Here is a 13,897-nt window from a genome sequence, read left to right on the forward strand (position 1 = left end):
CGCCCATTGGGCGTCAGTCAAAACGAATCGGTCCATCCCAAGCTTGAATCACAACCAAGCCCCGATGAGAATCCTGAATCCCAACAGACCCTAGGATATCCCTTAACCCTTCCCCCAAGGGAACCCCGAGGAGAGGATCAGAAAGTTGGGAACCTTTCCCTTGGGCCGGCATCCAATGTCCGGAACGAAGCGAAACGAGCAGGTGACCGCCATGCAACGGACCGCAGCCGGCCTGTCCGCCGGTGCCAAGACGTCAGAAATCCGGGCATTGGAAGCCGAACTGGTCGACCGGGCTCGGGGCCGGGACGAGGCCGCGCTCCGTGAGATCATGCAGGCCAACAACCGCAGGCTCTATCGGCTGGCGCGCGGGATTTTGCGCAGCGACAGCGAAGCCGAGGATGTGGTTCAGGAAACCTACGTCCGCGCCTTCACCCATCTCGACGGCTTCCGCGGCGAGTCCGGACTGTCGACCTGGCTGTCGCGCATCGCTATCAACGAGGCGCTTGGCCGGGCGCGAAGCGCCAAGTCGCATGTCGAGCTCGGCTCGGTGCCCGAAGCGATGCTCGAGGCGCAGATCATAAAATTTCCCGTTTCTCCCGCAGGCGATCCGGAAAGGACCATGGCCCAACGTGAAATCCAGCGCGTCGTCGAGCGCGCCATCGACGAGTTGCCGGATGTCTTCCGCATGGTCTTCGTCGCACGCGTCATGGAAGGCATGAACATCGAGGAGACCGCCGAGCTGCTCGGCGTCAAGCCCGAGACCGTGAAGACGCGGCTGCACCGTGCCCGCACCATGCTGCGCGAGAACGTCGAGAAGGAGATCGGTCCGTTGGTGATGGATGCGTTCCCGTTCGCCGGGTGGCGCTGCGAGCGGCTGACCGTGTCAGTGCTGAAGCGGCTCGGCATCGGCGGCTGAAGTTTTTCGGGAACGTTCGCGCGAAAATTCCATCCAACGCCTGTGAAGCAAAGCGCCGGCAATCCGTCCGGCAGCACAGGAGTGTCAAACCATGTTTGTTCGTTGGAGTGCGGCGATCGCCGCAGCAATTTTGTTGTCGAGCCCCGCGCTGCTGCAAGGCGCCAGAGCAGCCGACAAGCCGACCGATCCGCAGATCGCCCACATCGCCTACACCGCGGGCGTGATCGACATCAACGCGGCCAAGCAGGCGCAGAAGAAGGCCAAGAACAAGGATGTGAAGGCATTTGCAGAGGACATGCTGCGCGACCACGAGGCCGTCAACAAGCAGGCGCTGGCGCTGGTCAAGAAGCTGAACGTTACGCCTGAAGACAACGACACCAGCAAGGCGCTGTCGAAGCAGGCGAGCGATAAGCTGGCCGAACTCGGCAAGCTGGACGGTGCGGCCTTCGACAAGGCTTATGTCGCGAACGAGGTCGCCTACCACAAGGCGGTCAACGGCGCGCTGGAGACGCAGCTCATTCCGTCCGCCAACAATGCCGAGCTGAAGAGCTTGCTGCAGACCGGCCTGAAAATCTTCCAGGGGCATCAGCAGCACGCCGAGCACGTCGCGGCTGAACTGAAATAGGGAGAGACGATGATGCCGGGACGATTGTCTGCGATCGCGACAGCGGTCGTGCTCGTGGCGATGGCCGTCCCGGCGCACGCCGCGACCATAGAAATCACGATGGAGAATCTCGAAATGTCGCCGAAAGACGCTTCGGCGAAGGTCGGCGACACCGTGGAATGGATCAACAAGGACGTCTTCGCCCACACCGCGACCGCTGGGAATGGCGATTTCGACGTGAACCTGCCGGCGAAAAAATCGGGAACGTTCGTTTTGAAGAAGGCGGGCACGGTCGATTATTACTGCCGCTATCATCCCAACATGAAAGCGACGCTCAAGATCGAGCCGTGACGGGCTGGGGCGCGCATTCCCGACGGCTGCGGGAACAACTCCCGGCCCTGACGAGACTAATGCTTGGCCCGGGGGAGGCCGCTTCCGTGCGATAAACACGGCAGACTTCGCGACGTCTTCGCCAAGACTTCGTCGTAAAGTCATTCATCCGCAGACTGGCCCCGCCCGTGCGGCGGGGTCATTTTCGGCAAGGCTTACTGCCTGGAGAAAGGCTTACTGTCTGGAGATGTCGACCGAGAATTCGCCGTTGCGGATCCGGCCGGGAAAGCCCTCGACGAATTTCGCCACCGCGTCCTCGCCATAGGTGCCGACGAGCTCGGCCAGGGCCGCGAACAGGCTCGCCTGCGCCAGGCAGTCGCCGTCGACGCCATCATGGCGCGCTTCGGCCCAGGCCTCGTTGAGATAGCTCAGTGCGGCCTGTTTCTGCTCGTGATCGGGCAGCGGCGCGCGGGCGGGGGCGTAGGACACTGGATGGCTCATGAAACTCGACAGGGCTGGAGGCGCGTCCACGGCGATGCGCTGTGCGAGAGGTGTAGCACGCGCGTTAACGCCCGCTAGGCCACATCTTTAGGAACGGTTAACGGCTGTGTACAAAGACGATGACAGGGTTCCCCGATGCCCAACCCTCATGGTGAGGAGCGTGCGAAGCACGCGTCTCGAACCATAGAGGCCCCGCTGCAGCAGCAGGGCCTTTCATCCTTCGAGACGCGCGTTCCGCGCTCCTCAGGATGAGGAGTTCGCGGTCTGGATGCGGTTGGCAGTAAATCAGTTCGCGTAGCGTGCCGTGAGATCGCGCGAGATCTTCGAGCCTTCCTCGATGTAGCGGCGGATCGCCACCGTCGCGGCCGGCGTGCAGCTGCGATAGGTCTGCTGAAAACCGTTATAGCCGCGGTTGAAGCCGGCGATCATGCGGGTGCGGCGCTCGCCCGCGGGGGTTTCGGCATCGATCAGCGCCTGCATCTCGCTGCGCCATTTGTTGCCCTCGTTGGACCCGCAGATGCCGCGCAGATAGTGCAGCCCGCCGAGGATCTCCGCCAGCCGCTGCAAATCGCCGTCAAACGGCGCTGCCCCGTCCTGGGCCCGGGCGGGCGCGGAGGCACAGGTGAGAAGCAGGGCAAAAATGGCCAGAAATCGCGTGGACATCGGCGGGGTGTATGCCCCCTCGGGGCGGTAGACGCAAGGCGGGGTCAGGGGCCGATCAGCCGGTGGGCCGACTGGATGACCTCTTCCAGCCCTCCGGTCAGCTTGAGGTCGCCGAGGCTCGCCAGGGCCTCTGGGGCGACCCAGCGGTAATCGTCGAGCTCGTCGTTGAGAACAGGCTCCCGCGCCACCCAGCGGGCGGCAAAGGACATGATCAAATAGTGGCCGGCGCCGGCCGTGGCTGGCAGCACTTCGCGCCAGCCGGCCAGGCCAATGATGTCGATATCGAGCGCCGTCTCCTCGTCGACCTCGCGCGCCAGCGCCTGGTGCAGCGATTCGCCGAACTCGACCCGGCCGCCGGGCAGCGAATAGAACCCCTTTGCGGGCGAGCGCGCGCGGCGGGTCAGGAGCACCTTGCCGTCGCGAAAAATCGCGGCACTGACCGCGAGCTGGGGATGGGTGGGCTGGACGACCGCGGCCATGACTTCACCTGCTCGGGCTCAGTTCGCCATGATGGTGTCGACGTCGGCTTCCGCACCGCCATTGATGATGCCGCCGCAGGCCGCGATCAGCGGCCTGACCCAGACTGCGGCTTGCTCGGCGAGGCGGACGCGGGTCGTGTCCTTCTCGACCTCGCGCATGGCCGAGCCGACCGCTGACAGAATCGAGGTCATGGTGTCGGTGAGATGGTCGAACTGGGCGCGCACGTTCGGGTCGGCCTTGTCATAGGCCTCGATCGCCAGATCCCGGGCCTTGAAATTCGAGGCGGTGAAATGCTCGGCGTAGGACAGCGGCGACCAGGTCAAGAAATCTTCCGCGCATTCCGGCATGTCCGGGACCATTTCCAGCAGCATCACGGCTTCATTGAAATGGTTGAGATAGTCGGTGGCAAGCCCGGTCCGCGGGTTGATGTTGGCGACGCGCAGCCGCTCGGCCCAGGCCGCGGCCTCGGGCCCCGTCTGTCCATGCATTCGCGCCGGCTGGGGGACCGTTGAGCTCATCTGCCGCAGTGTTAACGTTCGGGGTTAAAAGGACCTGAACGGACCCTATATAGGCGCTCAAGGATGTGTGGACGCTTCGTCATAACTTCAGCCCCGGCGGCTTTGCGGCAACTGTTCGGCTATATCGAGCAGCCGAATTTCCCGCCCCGGTTCAACGTGGCCCCGACACAACCGATTCCGGTCGTGCTGGCCGAGAACGGCGCGCGGCATTTCCGCCTGATGCGCTGGGGCCTGTTGCCGGGCTGGCTCAAGGATTCCAAAGGATTTACGCTGCTGATCAACGCCCGCTCCGAGACGGTGCTGGAGAAGCCCGCGTTCAAACGCGCGATCCGCCGGCGGCGCGGCCTGATTCCGGCCGACGGCTATTACGAATGGAAGTCGATAGACGGCCGCAAGCAGCCCTTCTTCATCCACCGCGCCGACGGCGAGCCGCTCGGCTTTGCCGCATTGTTCGAGACTTGGGTCGGGCCCAACGGCGAAGAGCTCGACACGGCCGCGATCGTCACGGCGGCGGCGAGCGAGGATCTCGCCACGTTGCATGACCGCGTGCCCGTCACCATCGGCCCGCGCGATTTTGAGCGCTGGATGGACAGCCGCAGCGATGACGTCGACACCGTGTTGCCGCTGATGACCGCCCCGCGCATCGGCGAATTCGCCTGGCACCCGGTCACCACCCGCGTCAACCGTGTCGCCAATGATGACGAGCAGCTGTTGCTGCCGATCAGCGCGGAGGAGATCGAGGCGGAGGCGGTGAAGCCGAAGAAGGTCGTGCGGAAGGCGGTTGGATCGGAGGATGGCGGGCAGGGGTCGTTGTTTTAGGCGGCGGCGCCCTCAAACAATCTCCCGCGCCTTCAACTCCGCAATCGCCGCCGCGTCAAAACCTAGCTCGCCCAGCACCGCATCCGTATCCGCGCCGAGCTCCGGCGCCATTCGGTCGAGCTTGCCGCCGCCATGGGCGAGCTTGAACCCGCTGCCGGCGAAGCGCAGGCGCCCGTAGGGCGTATCCAGCTCCTGGATCGCGCCGCGCGCCTTGATCTGCGGATGGTCGATCACCTCCTCGACCTTCCAGATGCTGGCGCAGGGCGCGCCGGCATCTTCCAAAATCGTCTCCCATTCGCGCGCAGGCCTCGCCGCGAGCGCCTCCTCGATGATGGCGCGCAGCGCCGGCTCGTTGTCGTTGCGCGCAAACCAGTCGGCGAAGCGCGGATCGGTCAGCGTGTCCTCGCGGCCGAGCGCAGACATCAGCGCGCGATATTGTTTCTCGTTGTTCACGGCGAGCAGGATGTGGCCGTCGCCACATCGAAACAAATTCGCCGTGGTCCGGCGGCTCACGGCCTGATTGCCCGACAGTGTCTGGCGATGGCCCGCGACCGACCAGTCCGCGATCTGCCCCGACAGAAACGCCATCGTCGCCTCCAGCATGGAGACGTCGATGAGCTGGCCCTTGCCGGTGCGGTCGCGCTGGTACAGCGCGCTCGACACGCCAAAGGCGGCCGTGGCCCCCGAGAGTACATCGCACACCGCAAAGCCCGCGCGGGTCGGGCCGGTCTCCGGATGGCCCGTGATCGCCATGATGCCGGACAGCGCCTGCATCTTGCCGTCATAGCCGGGGCGCAGCCGATCCGGACCGGTCTGGCCGAAGCCGGATACCGCGCAGTAGATCAGCTTCGGATTGATCGCGGACAGCGCCTCATAACCGATGCCGAGCTTGTCCATCACGCCCGGCCGGAAATTTTCCATGACGACGTCGACATTTGCCGCGAGCTTCTTCACGATCGCGATCGCATCGGGCTTTTGCAGATCGAGGGTCAGGCTGCGCTTGTTGCCGTTGATGGCCTGGAACGCCGGCGCGAGGCCGCGGTCCGCCCATTCGCGCGACAGCGGCGTGCGGCGCATGTCCTCGCCCTCGCGCCGCTCGACCTTGATCACGTCGGCGCCCAGCAGCGCGAGCTGGTAGCTCGCATAAGGGCCGGCCAGCACTTGCGTGAAGTCCAGGATCTTCACGCCTTCGAACGGTCGCGTCACGTCGCTCTCCCTTTTTGTTTTGGTTGTCGGAGGACGTCAGGCGGCGCGGTTGCCGCGCGCGAGCTCCTTCTGCTTGTCAAATTCGGCACGGCGGCGCGCCAGCTCTTCAGGCGAGAGCTGCGCGACGTTGTTGTAGTCGAGCTTCCAGGAGGCATCCTCGCTCCAGCGCAGCGGCGACTGCATGGTGGTCTGCGGGCCGCTCGCAGTCTCCAGCAGTTTCAGCGCCAGTTCGAGCGTCTGCGCCTGCGAGGCGATGTCGTGCGGCTTGCCCGCGGAATTGCCGAGCGGGAAATCGCTGAACAAGAAGCGCGGCACGGCGGCGTGTTCGATGATGTCCTTGGCGCAGCCCATGATCACGGTTGGAATGCCGTTCGCCTCGAGATGCCGCGCCACCAGCGCGGTGGTCTGGTGGCAGACCGGGCAGTTCGGCACCAGCACGGCGACATCGACCTTGTCGACAACGGCCCGCGCCAGAATTTCCGGCGCGTCGGTGTCGAGGGTGACGCGATGGCTGCGGTTGGTCGGCGCGCCGAAGAAGCGCGGGGCCACCTCGCCGATGCGCCCGGCGGCGCTCGCCTTCAAAAGCTGCGGCAGCGGAAACCAGGTGCCGTTGTCGGTGGCCGAAGTGTGCTTGCGGTCGTAGCCGATATGGGAGATGCGCAGGTCGTGCGGCTTCGCGGTGTCGCCGTCATAGACCTGGTAGAACTTCGCGCTGCCATTATACGCCGCGCCCGGCCCCTGGTCGCCCTTGTCCGGATCGTACGGCGCGGCCGTGGTGATGATGGTGATGCGCGATTGCGCCAGCGGCTTCTTCAGCGGCTGGAACGGCGCCTCGGTGTAGTGGGCCCAGCGATACGCCGTGGTGTAGCCGATCGCGGTGTAATAGTCCCGCGTGCGCTGCATATAGGGGACGGGGGCATCATAGTCGGGCGCAAAGCCGAATTCGTCGTCGCGCGAAGCGGTCATGGGGCGCGTCTCCTCGTTCTTGTTGCGGCCAGACTAGAGATAGTCGGGGGTGAGCTCAAGGGCAGGCAAGCTCACCGAAACAGATGCAGCGCCGCGTATTGCAGCAGCATGATCGCCTTGGCGTCGATGATGCGCCCGTCCGCGATCATCGCCAGCGCCTCGTCGATGCCGAGCTCCAGCACCTCGATGTCCTCGCCTTCATGTTCGAGGCCGCCGCCGTCGCTGACCCGCATCTCCGGCTCGTATTCGGCGACGAAGAAATGCAGCTTCTCGGTGATGGCCCCGGGACTCATGAACGCCTCGAACACTTTTTCGACGTGGTGCAGGCGATAGCCGGTTTCCTCCTCGGCCTCGGCGCGGATGCGTACCTCGGGCGAGGCATCGTCCAGCACGCCGGCGGCCGCCTCGATCAGGAGATCGTCGTAGCCGCGGATGAAGGCCGGCAGGCGGAATTGCTTCACCAGGATCACCGTGCGCCGTGCGAGATTATACGGCAGCACGGCCGCGGCGTTGTCGCGTTCATAGGTCTCGCGGTGCTGCGTTTGCCATTCGCCATTGGCGCGCCGGTACTCCAACGTGGTGTTCTTGAGGGTGGTCCAGTTGTCCGAGAGCACGCGGACGTCCTTGATGCGGACGCGGTCGGAAATGGTCATGGCTCGATCTCAGTTGCTTGCTCAGTTGCTTGGAGTCGTGTCGCGGCCGTCGAGCCACTTCTGGAACATCACCGAGGTCGATTCCTCAAAACCCAGCGACTGATAGAACGCATTGGCCTGCGCGTTCCCACGGCGGACCAGGAGCTGGAGCTTCAGAATTCCAGCAGCGCGCAGCCAGTCCTCGGCGGCGGCCATGATCACCCGGCCATGGCCGCGCTTGCGGCCATCGGGGTCGACCGCGACGTAATAGACCCAGCCGCGATGGCCGTCATGGCCGACCATGACGGTCGCGACGATCGCGCCGCCGTCGCGACCGATCAGGATGGTGGAATTGTCGCGCCGTCGCGCAAGCGCGATATCCGAGTGCGGATCATTCCACGGCCGCGTCAGGCCGCAGCGCTGCCACAGCGCGACCACAGGCTCGACATCGGCATCGGCGATCGCACCGATCTCGAGAGCACTCACAGCACTTTTCCCGGGTTCATGATTCCGAGCGGATCGAGCATCGCCTTGATGGACCGCATCAGCTCGATCGCGGTCTTGTCCTTCACGTCAGGCAGCTCGTCGCGCTTGAGCACGCCGATGCCGTGCTCGGCCGAGATCGAGCCGCCCATGCGCAACACGATCGCGAACACCACCGCGTTCATCTCGTGCCAGCGCGCCAGGTAATCCGCGGTGTTGGCGCCGATCGGCTGGCTGACATTGTAATGCAGATTGCCGTCGCCGAGATGGCCGAACGGCACCGGTCGCGCGCCGGGAATCAGTTTCACCACGGCGGCATTGGCCTCGGCGATGAAGGCGGGCACAGTAGCGACGGGCACGGAGATATCGTGCTTGATCGAGCCGCCCTCCGGCTTCTGCGCCGACGACATCTCGTCGCGCAGCTTCCAGAAGCCGGCGCGCTGGGTGAGATTGGCCGCGATCACGGCGTCGTCGACGATCTCGTCCTCCATGGCGCGGCCGAGGATCGTTTCCAGCGGCGTGCGGGCGTCGTCGCCCGGAGAGGACAATTCCATCAGCACGTACCAGGGATGTTTCTGCGCGAGCGGGTCGCGCACGTCGATGCCGTGTCGGATCGAGAAATCGACCGCCATCTCCGAGAGCAACTCGAAGCTCGTCAACGCATTGGCGGCCTCGCTTTGCGCGATCGTCAGGAGCTTCAGCGCTGCGTCCGGCGACTTCAGCCCGACGAAGGCGGTCTCGATCGACCGCGGCTTTGGAAACAGTTTCAGCGTCGCGGCCGTGATGATGCCGAGCGTGCCTTCGGCGCCGATGAAGAGGTTGTGCAGATTGTAGCCGGTGTTGTCCTTCTTCAGCTTCGACAGCACGCCCAGCACGCGGCCGTCGGCCAGCACCACCTCGAGCCCCAGCGCCATCTCACGCGCGACGCCATAGGCGAGCGCGGCCGTACCGCCGGCATTGGTCGAGAGATTGCCGCCGATGGTGCAGCTTCCTTCGGCGCCGAGCGAGAGCGGGAACAGCCGGTCCATTTCAGCGGCCTTCTGCTGCGCGATCTGAAGCACCACGCCGGCCTCGCAGGTCATGGTGTTCGACGCAGTATCGACCTCGCGGATCTTGTCGAGCCGGCGCAGCGACACCACCACCTCGCCATTGTGCGGCGTCTGCCCGCCGACGAGCCCGGTGTTGCCGCCCTGCGGCACCAGCGCGATTTTGTGCTCGGAGGCGAGCTTGCAGATCGCGGCGACCTCCGCGGTCGAGCCCGGGCGCAGCACCAGCGGCGAGCGGCCGTGAAACAAATTGCGCTCCTCGGTGACGTACGCCTCGATGTCGGCCGCATCGGTGATGGCGTGGCGATCGCCGACGATCTTGCGGAATTGTTCGATCAACTCGGCCGCAAGCGGAGGCGTGGCGGAATGATTAATGTTCATGGTCTTGTCTCTTGCTTCGCTCTTATCTCGCCACGGCGGCCCGGCGCAGCCGGTCATTGATCGCTTCGCCCAGATCGTCTTCGGGGATCGCCATCACGGCGATTGCGCGCGGCCTCCTGGCATCGAGGGCGCGAAGATAGCCGAACAGATTGGCGGCGGCTTCATCGAGATCACCGGTGGGCGACAAATTCATGACAGCGGCGGCGGCGTCAACGCCCGGCAGGCGCGCGGGGCCGAACGCCAGCAGCGCTTCTCCGGGCGCAACGTCCTGCGCATTGAGCCGCACATTGGCGCGCGGCGCGTAATGCGAAGCCATCATGCCCGGCGCCAGCGGCTGGCTGTCGTCGCTGTCGGCCTCCGTGGGCAGTCGCGCCAGCGGTGCGCCGAGCACGGCTTCGATCCGCTCACGCGACAGCCCGCCGGGCCGCAGCAGCATCGGCGCATTGAGGCAGCCAACGATGGTCGATTCGACGCCGACCGTAACAGGCCCGCCGTCCACGATCAGGTCGATCCGCCCCGCAAGGTCGCTTTCGACATGGGCGGCCAGCGTCGGCGAGACGTGGCCGGAGAGGTTGGCGGACGGCGCCACCACCGCCCCGCCAAAGGCGCGCAGGATCGCCTGCGCCACCGGATGGGCCGGAATGCGGATCGCGACCGTGTCGAGGCCCGCGGTGGCGAGATCGGCGACCGGGCAGTTTTCCGTCTTCGGCACCACCAGCGTCAGCGGCCCCGGCCAAAACGCCTCCGCAAGGCTCGAGGCGCAGGCGTCGAACCGCCCGATCCTCCGCGCGGCCGCGAGGTCGGCGACATGCGCAATCAGCGGATTGAAGGCCGGCCGCCCCTTGGCGGCGTAAAGATGGGCGATCGCGCCGGCATTTCCGGCATCCGCCCCGAGCCCGTAGACCGTCTCGGTCGGGAACGCGACCAGCCCGCCGCGGGCCAGTATCCGGGCGGCAGCTTCCGCGCCGGCCTCGCCGGCCGGTAAAATCAGCGTTTCAAGACCCGTTTTCACAGGGATAAAATTCCTCGGCTCGGCCGCTTGCGGTGCGCCACACCCAACGCTATAAGCCGGCCTCTTGTCGGAGTGTGGCTCAGCCCGGTAGAGCACTGCGTTCGGGACGCAGGGGTCGCAGGTTCGAATCCTGCCACTCCGACCATTCTTCCAAAAGTCGACGTTTTCCTAAAGGCTTGTTCCTAAGGGCTTGGCGGACCGGCCGCCAGCGCCTCGGGAGCGCCTTTCTGCAACGATTTTCGGGGCGGGTCCACGGCCGATTTGGCCGGGCAGGGCGGCTTGTTGCGGCGGCATGGCTTGCCGGGTTCAGGACGAACCGGTCGGGTGGGGCTGGAACGAGACGACGATCCGCTTGGCCTTGATCCGGCCGTGCACGCCATAGCCGGACTCGAAGCTCAACGTCGTACCGTCGGGATCGATCTCGATGCTGAACGCGAAGATGATACCGGCTTCTGTAAAATCGAACAGCTGGACCTCGATCAGCTCGAAAATGCTAAACGTGACGTCCACATGCTTCGTCAGCACGAAATAGCCGTGTGCATCGACCTCGGACGTCATCTGGAACGCGTGGGCGACCAGCCGGCTTGGCGCGCCCTGGCGAAGCTCCAGCTCCCGCAACGTCGCATCGTGGAATGAGGGGACACTCTCGAACCAGGCGCACAACGCTATGCCGCCTTCCAGATCGCCAATCGCTGCTTTCGCCTTCAAGGATATCCCGTGCGCAAATTTGTTGCGCAAGCTACCGGATTTCAATGCCGGTGCACCTGACACGTCGAGCAGCATAGGTAGAGAAAGCGAAACCCATCAATGTCGCGCGTCCGCGCGGATCGCGGCGGCCCATCGATCCTTAACTGGAGAGAATCAGTTGCCAGCCGGTCACGCCGACGGCTAGATGAACCCACAGTCGATCGCACGTTCGGCGGCGCGATCGGCCAATAACAAGAACAGGGCTGGAAATCATGTATAAAAAGATCGTCGCGCTCGTTGCCGCTTTCGGCTTCGCTGGCTGCGGGTCGGCATGGGCCGCGTGGCCGGACGACAAGCCAATCGAAGTCGTCGTTGGCTTTGCACCCGGAGGCGGTACCGATGTCATGGCTCGCAAACTTCTTCCCTTCGTGGAGCGTGCGCTGGGCGGTAAGGCGAAGTTTGTCGTCTTGAACAAGCCCGGCGCCGGCGGAGAGATCGCGTTTGCTTCGATCGCGCGCGCGGCGCCCGACGCCTATTCGATCGGCGTCGTTAACGTGCCGGGCTACAACTTTTTGCCGATGACTCGCAAAACCCAATATACCATGGACGAAATCCGGCTGGTCGCACGGGTCGTCGAAGATCCGAATGTGATCGTGGTGCCCGCCGACAGCAGATTCAAGGATCTGCCGGATGTCATTGCCGCACTTCGCAGCAAGCCGGGCTCGGTGACGTTTGGTCACAATGGGGCCGGCACGAACGGCCATTTGGCCATTCGCATGATCGCAGCAGCCGCGAAGGTGGAGCCCAACGAAATCTCCTACCGAGGAACGGCCGCACAGAGGACCGATCTGTTGGGCGGGCATCTGGAAGTGGGGATGGTCAGTCTCAGTGAAATTCCCGAATTGCATGGTACCAACAAGGGGCAACTACGCGTCATCGCGATGCTGTCGAAGAAGCGCTTTCCAACGCTGCCCGAAGTTCCGACGGCAGAGGAGGTGGGCTTTCCGGTCATGACGACGGCGGAACGCGGCTTCGCGGTCCCGAAGGGGGTTCCGGACGACATCGTCAAGAAGCTGGAAGCGGGGATTGCCGAAGGCCTGCGTAATCCTGAGTTCGTGACGAGCTCACCCGGCGACGAGCCGGTGATCGCCTTCATGCCTGGTGCCGAGTGGCAAAAACGCCTCGACACTATGTCCGACGCTTTGCGTCCTTATGCGGAGGACATGCGAGCGAACGAGCAGAAGTGATCTATCCTGCTGTAGCCAACCCTACCGCCTCGCCACCAGCACACCGAGCATGAACGCCACCACCAGCGACGGCAACGGGGCTTCGCGCACCATGCCGCGGACGATCTCCGGCCAGTGCTGATCCGGGGCGAGTCTCGGCGATCGCATATCACCGGTCGGCTCGATCCCCCAATTCGACGCGAGTTCGGCGATCTCGCTCGATGCCAGTCGCACGCCGTCACGGACGCGGAAGATCGCGGCGTCCGCTCGCTCTCGTGGCGCAAGCAACATCATCGTCGTGATGGCCGTGCGCAACGTCATCTCTCCGTAGCCTTGCAGCCTTACCGATTCTTCGGGATCGGACGTCATGCGAAAACCCTCACAGCGCCAAATTCCTCACATCGCAAAGTGGCGCGCGATGGTGAATGCCGCCGTCGCGCACAGGACCAGCGTGGATATCGCGCCGGCCACGCCGCGTGCGAGATGGGCTCGCGTCAGGTGCCTGGTCATGATCTTGCTCCATGCTCGGTATGGCAATGGCGGGGAGGCGGCGTTGGTTCCTTGCGCGACGGGGCCAATCGCGAACTCCCGCTATTTCCGCAGCAGCTCGCTCAGCGCCGCGGTCGCCTCGGCGCAGCGGATGTCGTCGATCTCGCGCGACAGGCTGAGTGCGCTCGATTTCAGTTCTTCGACCTTCCAGCTATCCGGATGCTGGTTTTCGAGATGACCGAGACGCTTGTTGAGATCGTCCAGTCTCGATTGGAGCTGCCCGGCGCTGGCGGCCCCATTCACTTTCCAAACGCGTTGTGCACGCATCGTAGTTCCCCTGCTAATCTCACGGCGTTGTGAGAGCGGTTCGTGGCCGGAATGGGAGTTTGTTTTGGCCGGCTTTAGATCGCGGGGAACCGTTGCAGATTAGCCACGGAAGTTCCTGGATTTCAGCGGCGACCGCGTCTGTGTCGCCCCCTGTCAATCCGCCAGCGCGAAAATATTCCGCTTTACCGAAATTCGGTTTTGGCGTATGTGTCGCCCATCCCGGCTCACCCTTGAGGGGCGACCATGTGTCGTGATGGTCGTAGAGCCGGGCTTGCGGTGGACGCGACAGCGTCGGGTGCGAAAGTGCGGGCAGGGCGGATTGCTCTCCGTGAGCCCAGAACTTCGTGCCGACGAGCGGCGCTGTCAGGTTCGTCTCGTCATCAGGTCGGCGGCAACGTGCACAACGTCGTCGAAACCGGTGGCGACAAGCGAATCGTGCGTACGGCAAAACCGTGTGGTCCTGGCCGTCGTTGCTACGGTCAAGCTTTTGCGGATGCGGCATTCGCGTCAACCGGCGCGGTGTCCGTGACTTTCGCGAAGGCGAGGGAGGCCAGAACGAACTCGGCTCCCGGGAGAGCACGGCATAAGCCGTAAAGCCACTGCGCAGGGAA

Annotated in this window: 18 protein-coding genes and 1 tRNA gene; 6 read left to right on the forward strand and 13 right to left on the reverse strand. The window is 64.4% G+C overall.

The window, feature by feature from the left end; genetic code table 11:
- Window positions 1–211: 211 nt before the first annotated feature.
- The 3 genes from ABIB00_RS36345 to ABIB00_RS36355 all read left to right on the forward strand — a co-directional run bounded on the left by ABIB00_RS36345 (window position 212) and on the right by ABIB00_RS36355 (window position 1,871).
- On the forward strand, window positions 212–916 hold the full coding sequence (locus tag ABIB00_RS36345; RefSeq protein ID WP_354107683.1) for an RNA polymerase sigma factor: 705 nt from the start codon (window positions 212–214) through the stop codon (window positions 914–916).
- 91 nt (window positions 917–1,007) lie between these two features.
- Window positions 1,008–1,541 (forward strand): DUF4142 domain-containing protein, encoded by a 534-nt coding sequence (locus ABIB00_RS36350; protein ID WP_247440886.1) that lies wholly within the window; start codon window positions 1,008–1,010, stop codon window positions 1,539–1,541.
- A gap of 12 nt (window positions 1,542–1,553) precedes the next feature.
- Complete coding sequence (locus ABIB00_RS36355; protein ID WP_247340225.1) at window positions 1,554–1,871, forward strand: cupredoxin domain-containing protein; 318 nt, start codon at window positions 1,554–1,556, stop codon at window positions 1,869–1,871.
- Between the two features lie 213 nt (window positions 1,872–2,084).
- Here ABIB00_RS36355 and ABIB00_RS36360 read toward each other — a convergent pair whose 3' ends face one another.
- The 4 genes from ABIB00_RS36360 to ABIB00_RS36375 all read right to left on the reverse strand — a co-directional run bounded on the left by ABIB00_RS36360 (window position 2,085) and on the right by ABIB00_RS36375 (window position 4,012).
- Window positions 2,085–2,351, reverse strand: coding sequence for a hypothetical protein (locus ABIB00_RS36360; RefSeq protein ID WP_007594892.1), 267 nt, complete (start codon window positions 2,349–2,351; stop codon window positions 2,085–2,087).
- A 285-nt stretch (window positions 2,352–2,636) separates the two neighbouring features.
- Window positions 2,637–3,014, reverse strand: a complete 378-nt coding sequence (locus ABIB00_RS36365) for a TIGR02301 family protein (RefSeq protein WP_247340221.1) — start codon at window positions 3,012–3,014, stop codon at window positions 2,637–2,639.
- Between the two features lie 44 nt (window positions 3,015–3,058).
- Window positions 3,059–3,493 (reverse strand): NUDIX hydrolase, encoded by a 435-nt coding sequence (locus ABIB00_RS36370; protein ID WP_247340220.1) that lies wholly within the window; start codon window positions 3,491–3,493, stop codon window positions 3,059–3,061.
- Window positions 3,494–3,511: 18 nt separating this feature from the next.
- Window positions 3,512–4,012 (reverse strand): hypothetical protein, encoded by a 501-nt coding sequence (locus ABIB00_RS36375; protein ID WP_247340216.1) that lies wholly within the window; start codon window positions 4,010–4,012, stop codon window positions 3,512–3,514.
- A 63-nt stretch (window positions 4,013–4,075) separates the two neighbouring features.
- On the opposite strand from ABIB00_RS36375, the gene ABIB00_RS36380 reads away from it, so the two are divergent.
- On the forward strand, window positions 4,076–4,831 hold the full coding sequence (locus tag ABIB00_RS36380; RefSeq protein WP_354107684.1) for an SOS response-associated peptidase: 756 nt from the start codon (window positions 4,076–4,078) through the stop codon (window positions 4,829–4,831).
- Between the two features lie 12 nt (window positions 4,832–4,843).
- Here the strand turns inward: ABIB00_RS36380 and ABIB00_RS36385 are convergent, their stop codons facing one another.
- The 6 genes from ABIB00_RS36385 to ABIB00_RS36410 all read right to left on the reverse strand — a co-directional run bounded on the left by ABIB00_RS36385 (window position 4,844) and on the right by ABIB00_RS36410 (window position 10,557).
- Entirely contained in the window at window positions 4,844–6,037 is a 1,194-nt protein-coding gene (locus ABIB00_RS36385; RefSeq protein ID WP_354107685.1) for a CaiB/BaiF CoA transferase family protein, read from the reverse strand.
- A gap of 36 nt (window positions 6,038–6,073) precedes the next feature.
- Window positions 6,074–7,003, reverse strand: a complete 930-nt coding sequence (locus ABIB00_RS36390; protein ID WP_354107686.1) for a glycine reductase — start codon at window positions 7,001–7,003, stop codon at window positions 6,074–6,076.
- Window positions 7,004–7,074: 71 nt separating this feature from the next.
- Window positions 7,075–7,656 carry an NUDIX hydrolase gene (locus ABIB00_RS36395; RefSeq protein ID WP_247340212.1) on the reverse strand — a complete coding sequence of 194 codons (582 nt, stop codon included), beginning with the start codon at window positions 7,654–7,656 and terminating at the stop codon, window positions 7,075–7,077.
- A gap of 21 nt (window positions 7,657–7,677) precedes the next feature.
- Window positions 7,678–8,121, reverse strand: a complete 444-nt coding sequence (locus ABIB00_RS36400) for a GNAT family acetyltransferase (protein WP_354107687.1) — start codon at window positions 8,119–8,121, stop codon at window positions 7,678–7,680.
- Window positions 8,118–9,545 (reverse strand): FAD-binding oxidoreductase, encoded by a 1,428-nt coding sequence (locus ABIB00_RS36405; protein WP_354107688.1) that lies wholly within the window; start codon window positions 9,543–9,545, stop codon window positions 8,118–8,120. Before ABIB00_RS36405 ends, ABIB00_RS36400 begins: the two co-directional genes overlap by 4 nt.
- 22 nt (window positions 9,546–9,567) lie before the next feature.
- A complete protein-coding gene (locus ABIB00_RS36410; protein ID WP_354107689.1) occupies window positions 9,568–10,557 on the reverse strand; it encodes an L-threonylcarbamoyladenylate synthase in 990 nt (329 codons plus the stop codon).
- Between the two features lie 68 nt (window positions 10,558–10,625).
- Between ABIB00_RS36410 and ABIB00_RS36415 the strand changes: the two genes are divergently transcribed.
- A tRNA-Pro gene (locus ABIB00_RS36415) sits at window positions 10,626–10,702 on the forward strand.
- 161 nt (window positions 10,703–10,863) lie between these two features.
- Here ABIB00_RS36415 and ABIB00_RS36420 read toward each other — a convergent pair.
- On the reverse strand, window positions 10,864–11,265 hold the full coding sequence (locus ABIB00_RS36420) for a hypothetical protein (protein WP_354107690.1): 402 nt from the start codon (window positions 11,263–11,265) through the stop codon (window positions 10,864–10,866).
- Between the two features lie 251 nt (window positions 11,266–11,516).
- Here ABIB00_RS36420 and ABIB00_RS36425 point away from each other — a divergent pair, with 251 nt between their 5' ends.
- Window positions 11,517–12,491 (forward strand): tripartite tricarboxylate transporter substrate binding protein, encoded by a 975-nt coding sequence (locus ABIB00_RS36425; RefSeq protein WP_354107691.1) that lies wholly within the window; start codon window positions 11,517–11,519, stop codon window positions 12,489–12,491.
- 21 nt (window positions 12,492–12,512) lie between these two features.
- Here the strand turns inward: ABIB00_RS36425 and ABIB00_RS36430 are convergent, their stop codons facing one another.
- Window positions 12,513–12,839, reverse strand: a complete 327-nt coding sequence (locus ABIB00_RS36430) for a hypothetical protein (protein WP_247446417.1) — start codon at window positions 12,837–12,839, stop codon at window positions 12,513–12,515.
- A 222-nt stretch (window positions 12,840–13,061) separates the two neighbouring features.
- Window positions 13,062–13,286 (reverse strand): hypothetical protein, encoded by a 225-nt coding sequence (locus tag ABIB00_RS36435; RefSeq protein ID WP_247347940.1) that lies wholly within the window; start codon window positions 13,284–13,286, stop codon window positions 13,062–13,064.
- Between the last annotated feature and the right edge of the window lie 611 nt (window positions 13,287–13,897).

Source organism: Bradyrhizobium sp. LB14.3 (assembly GCF_040547985.1).
Classification (GTDB): domain Bacteria; phylum Pseudomonadota; class Alphaproteobacteria; order Rhizobiales; family Xanthobacteraceae; genus Bradyrhizobium.

Bases quoted from the DNA above. Each gene is read 5' to 3' on its own strand.
- ABIB00_RS36380 (WP_354107684.1), top strand. From the start codon at position 4,076: ATGTGTGGACGCTTCGTCATAACTTCAGCCCCGGCGGCTTTGCGGCAA.
- ABIB00_RS36405 (WP_354107688.1), bottom strand. From the start codon at position 9,545: ATGAACATTAATCATTCCGCCACGCCTCCGCTTGCGGCCGAGTTGATC.
- ABIB00_RS36365 (WP_247340221.1), bottom strand. From the start codon at position 3,014: ATGTCCACGCGATTTCTGGCCATTTTTGCCCTGCTTCTCACCTGTGCC.
- ABIB00_RS36390 (WP_354107686.1), bottom strand. From the start codon at position 7,003: ATGACCGCTTCGCGCGACGACGAATTCGGCTTTGCGCCCGACTATGAT.
- ABIB00_RS36430 (WP_247446417.1), bottom strand. From the start codon at position 12,839: ATGACGTCCGATCCCGAAGAATCGGTAAGGCTGCAAGGCTACGGAGAG.
- ABIB00_RS36355 (WP_247340225.1), top strand. From the start codon at position 1,554: ATGCCGGGACGATTGTCTGCGATCGCGACAGCGGTCGTGCTCGTGGCG.
- ABIB00_RS36345 (WP_354107683.1), top strand. From the start codon at position 212: ATGCAACGGACCGCAGCCGGCCTGTCCGCCGGTGCCAAGACGTCAGAA.
- ABIB00_RS36395 (WP_247340212.1), bottom strand. From the start codon at position 7,656: ATGACCATTTCCGACCGCGTCCGCATCAAGGACGTCCGCGTGCTCTCG.
- ABIB00_RS36370 (WP_247340220.1), bottom strand. From the start codon at position 3,493: ATGGCCGCGGTCGTCCAGCCCACCCATCCCCAGCTCGCGGTCAGTGCC.
- ABIB00_RS36350 (WP_247440886.1), top strand. From the start codon at position 1,008: ATGTTTGTTCGTTGGAGTGCGGCGATCGCCGCAGCAATTTTGTTGTCG.
- ABIB00_RS36360 (WP_007594892.1), bottom strand. From the start codon at position 2,351: ATGAGCCATCCAGTGTCCTACGCCCCCGCCCGCGCGCCGCTGCCCGAT.
- ABIB00_RS36375 (WP_247340216.1), bottom strand. From the start codon at position 4,012: ATGAGCTCAACGGTCCCCCAGCCGGCGCGAATGCATGGACAGACGGGG.
- ABIB00_RS36425 (WP_354107691.1), top strand. From the start codon at position 11,517: ATGTATAAAAAGATCGTCGCGCTCGTTGCCGCTTTCGGCTTCGCTGGC.
- ABIB00_RS36435 (WP_247347940.1), bottom strand. From the start codon at position 13,286: ATGCGTGCACAACGCGTTTGGAAAGTGAATGGGGCCGCCAGCGCCGGG.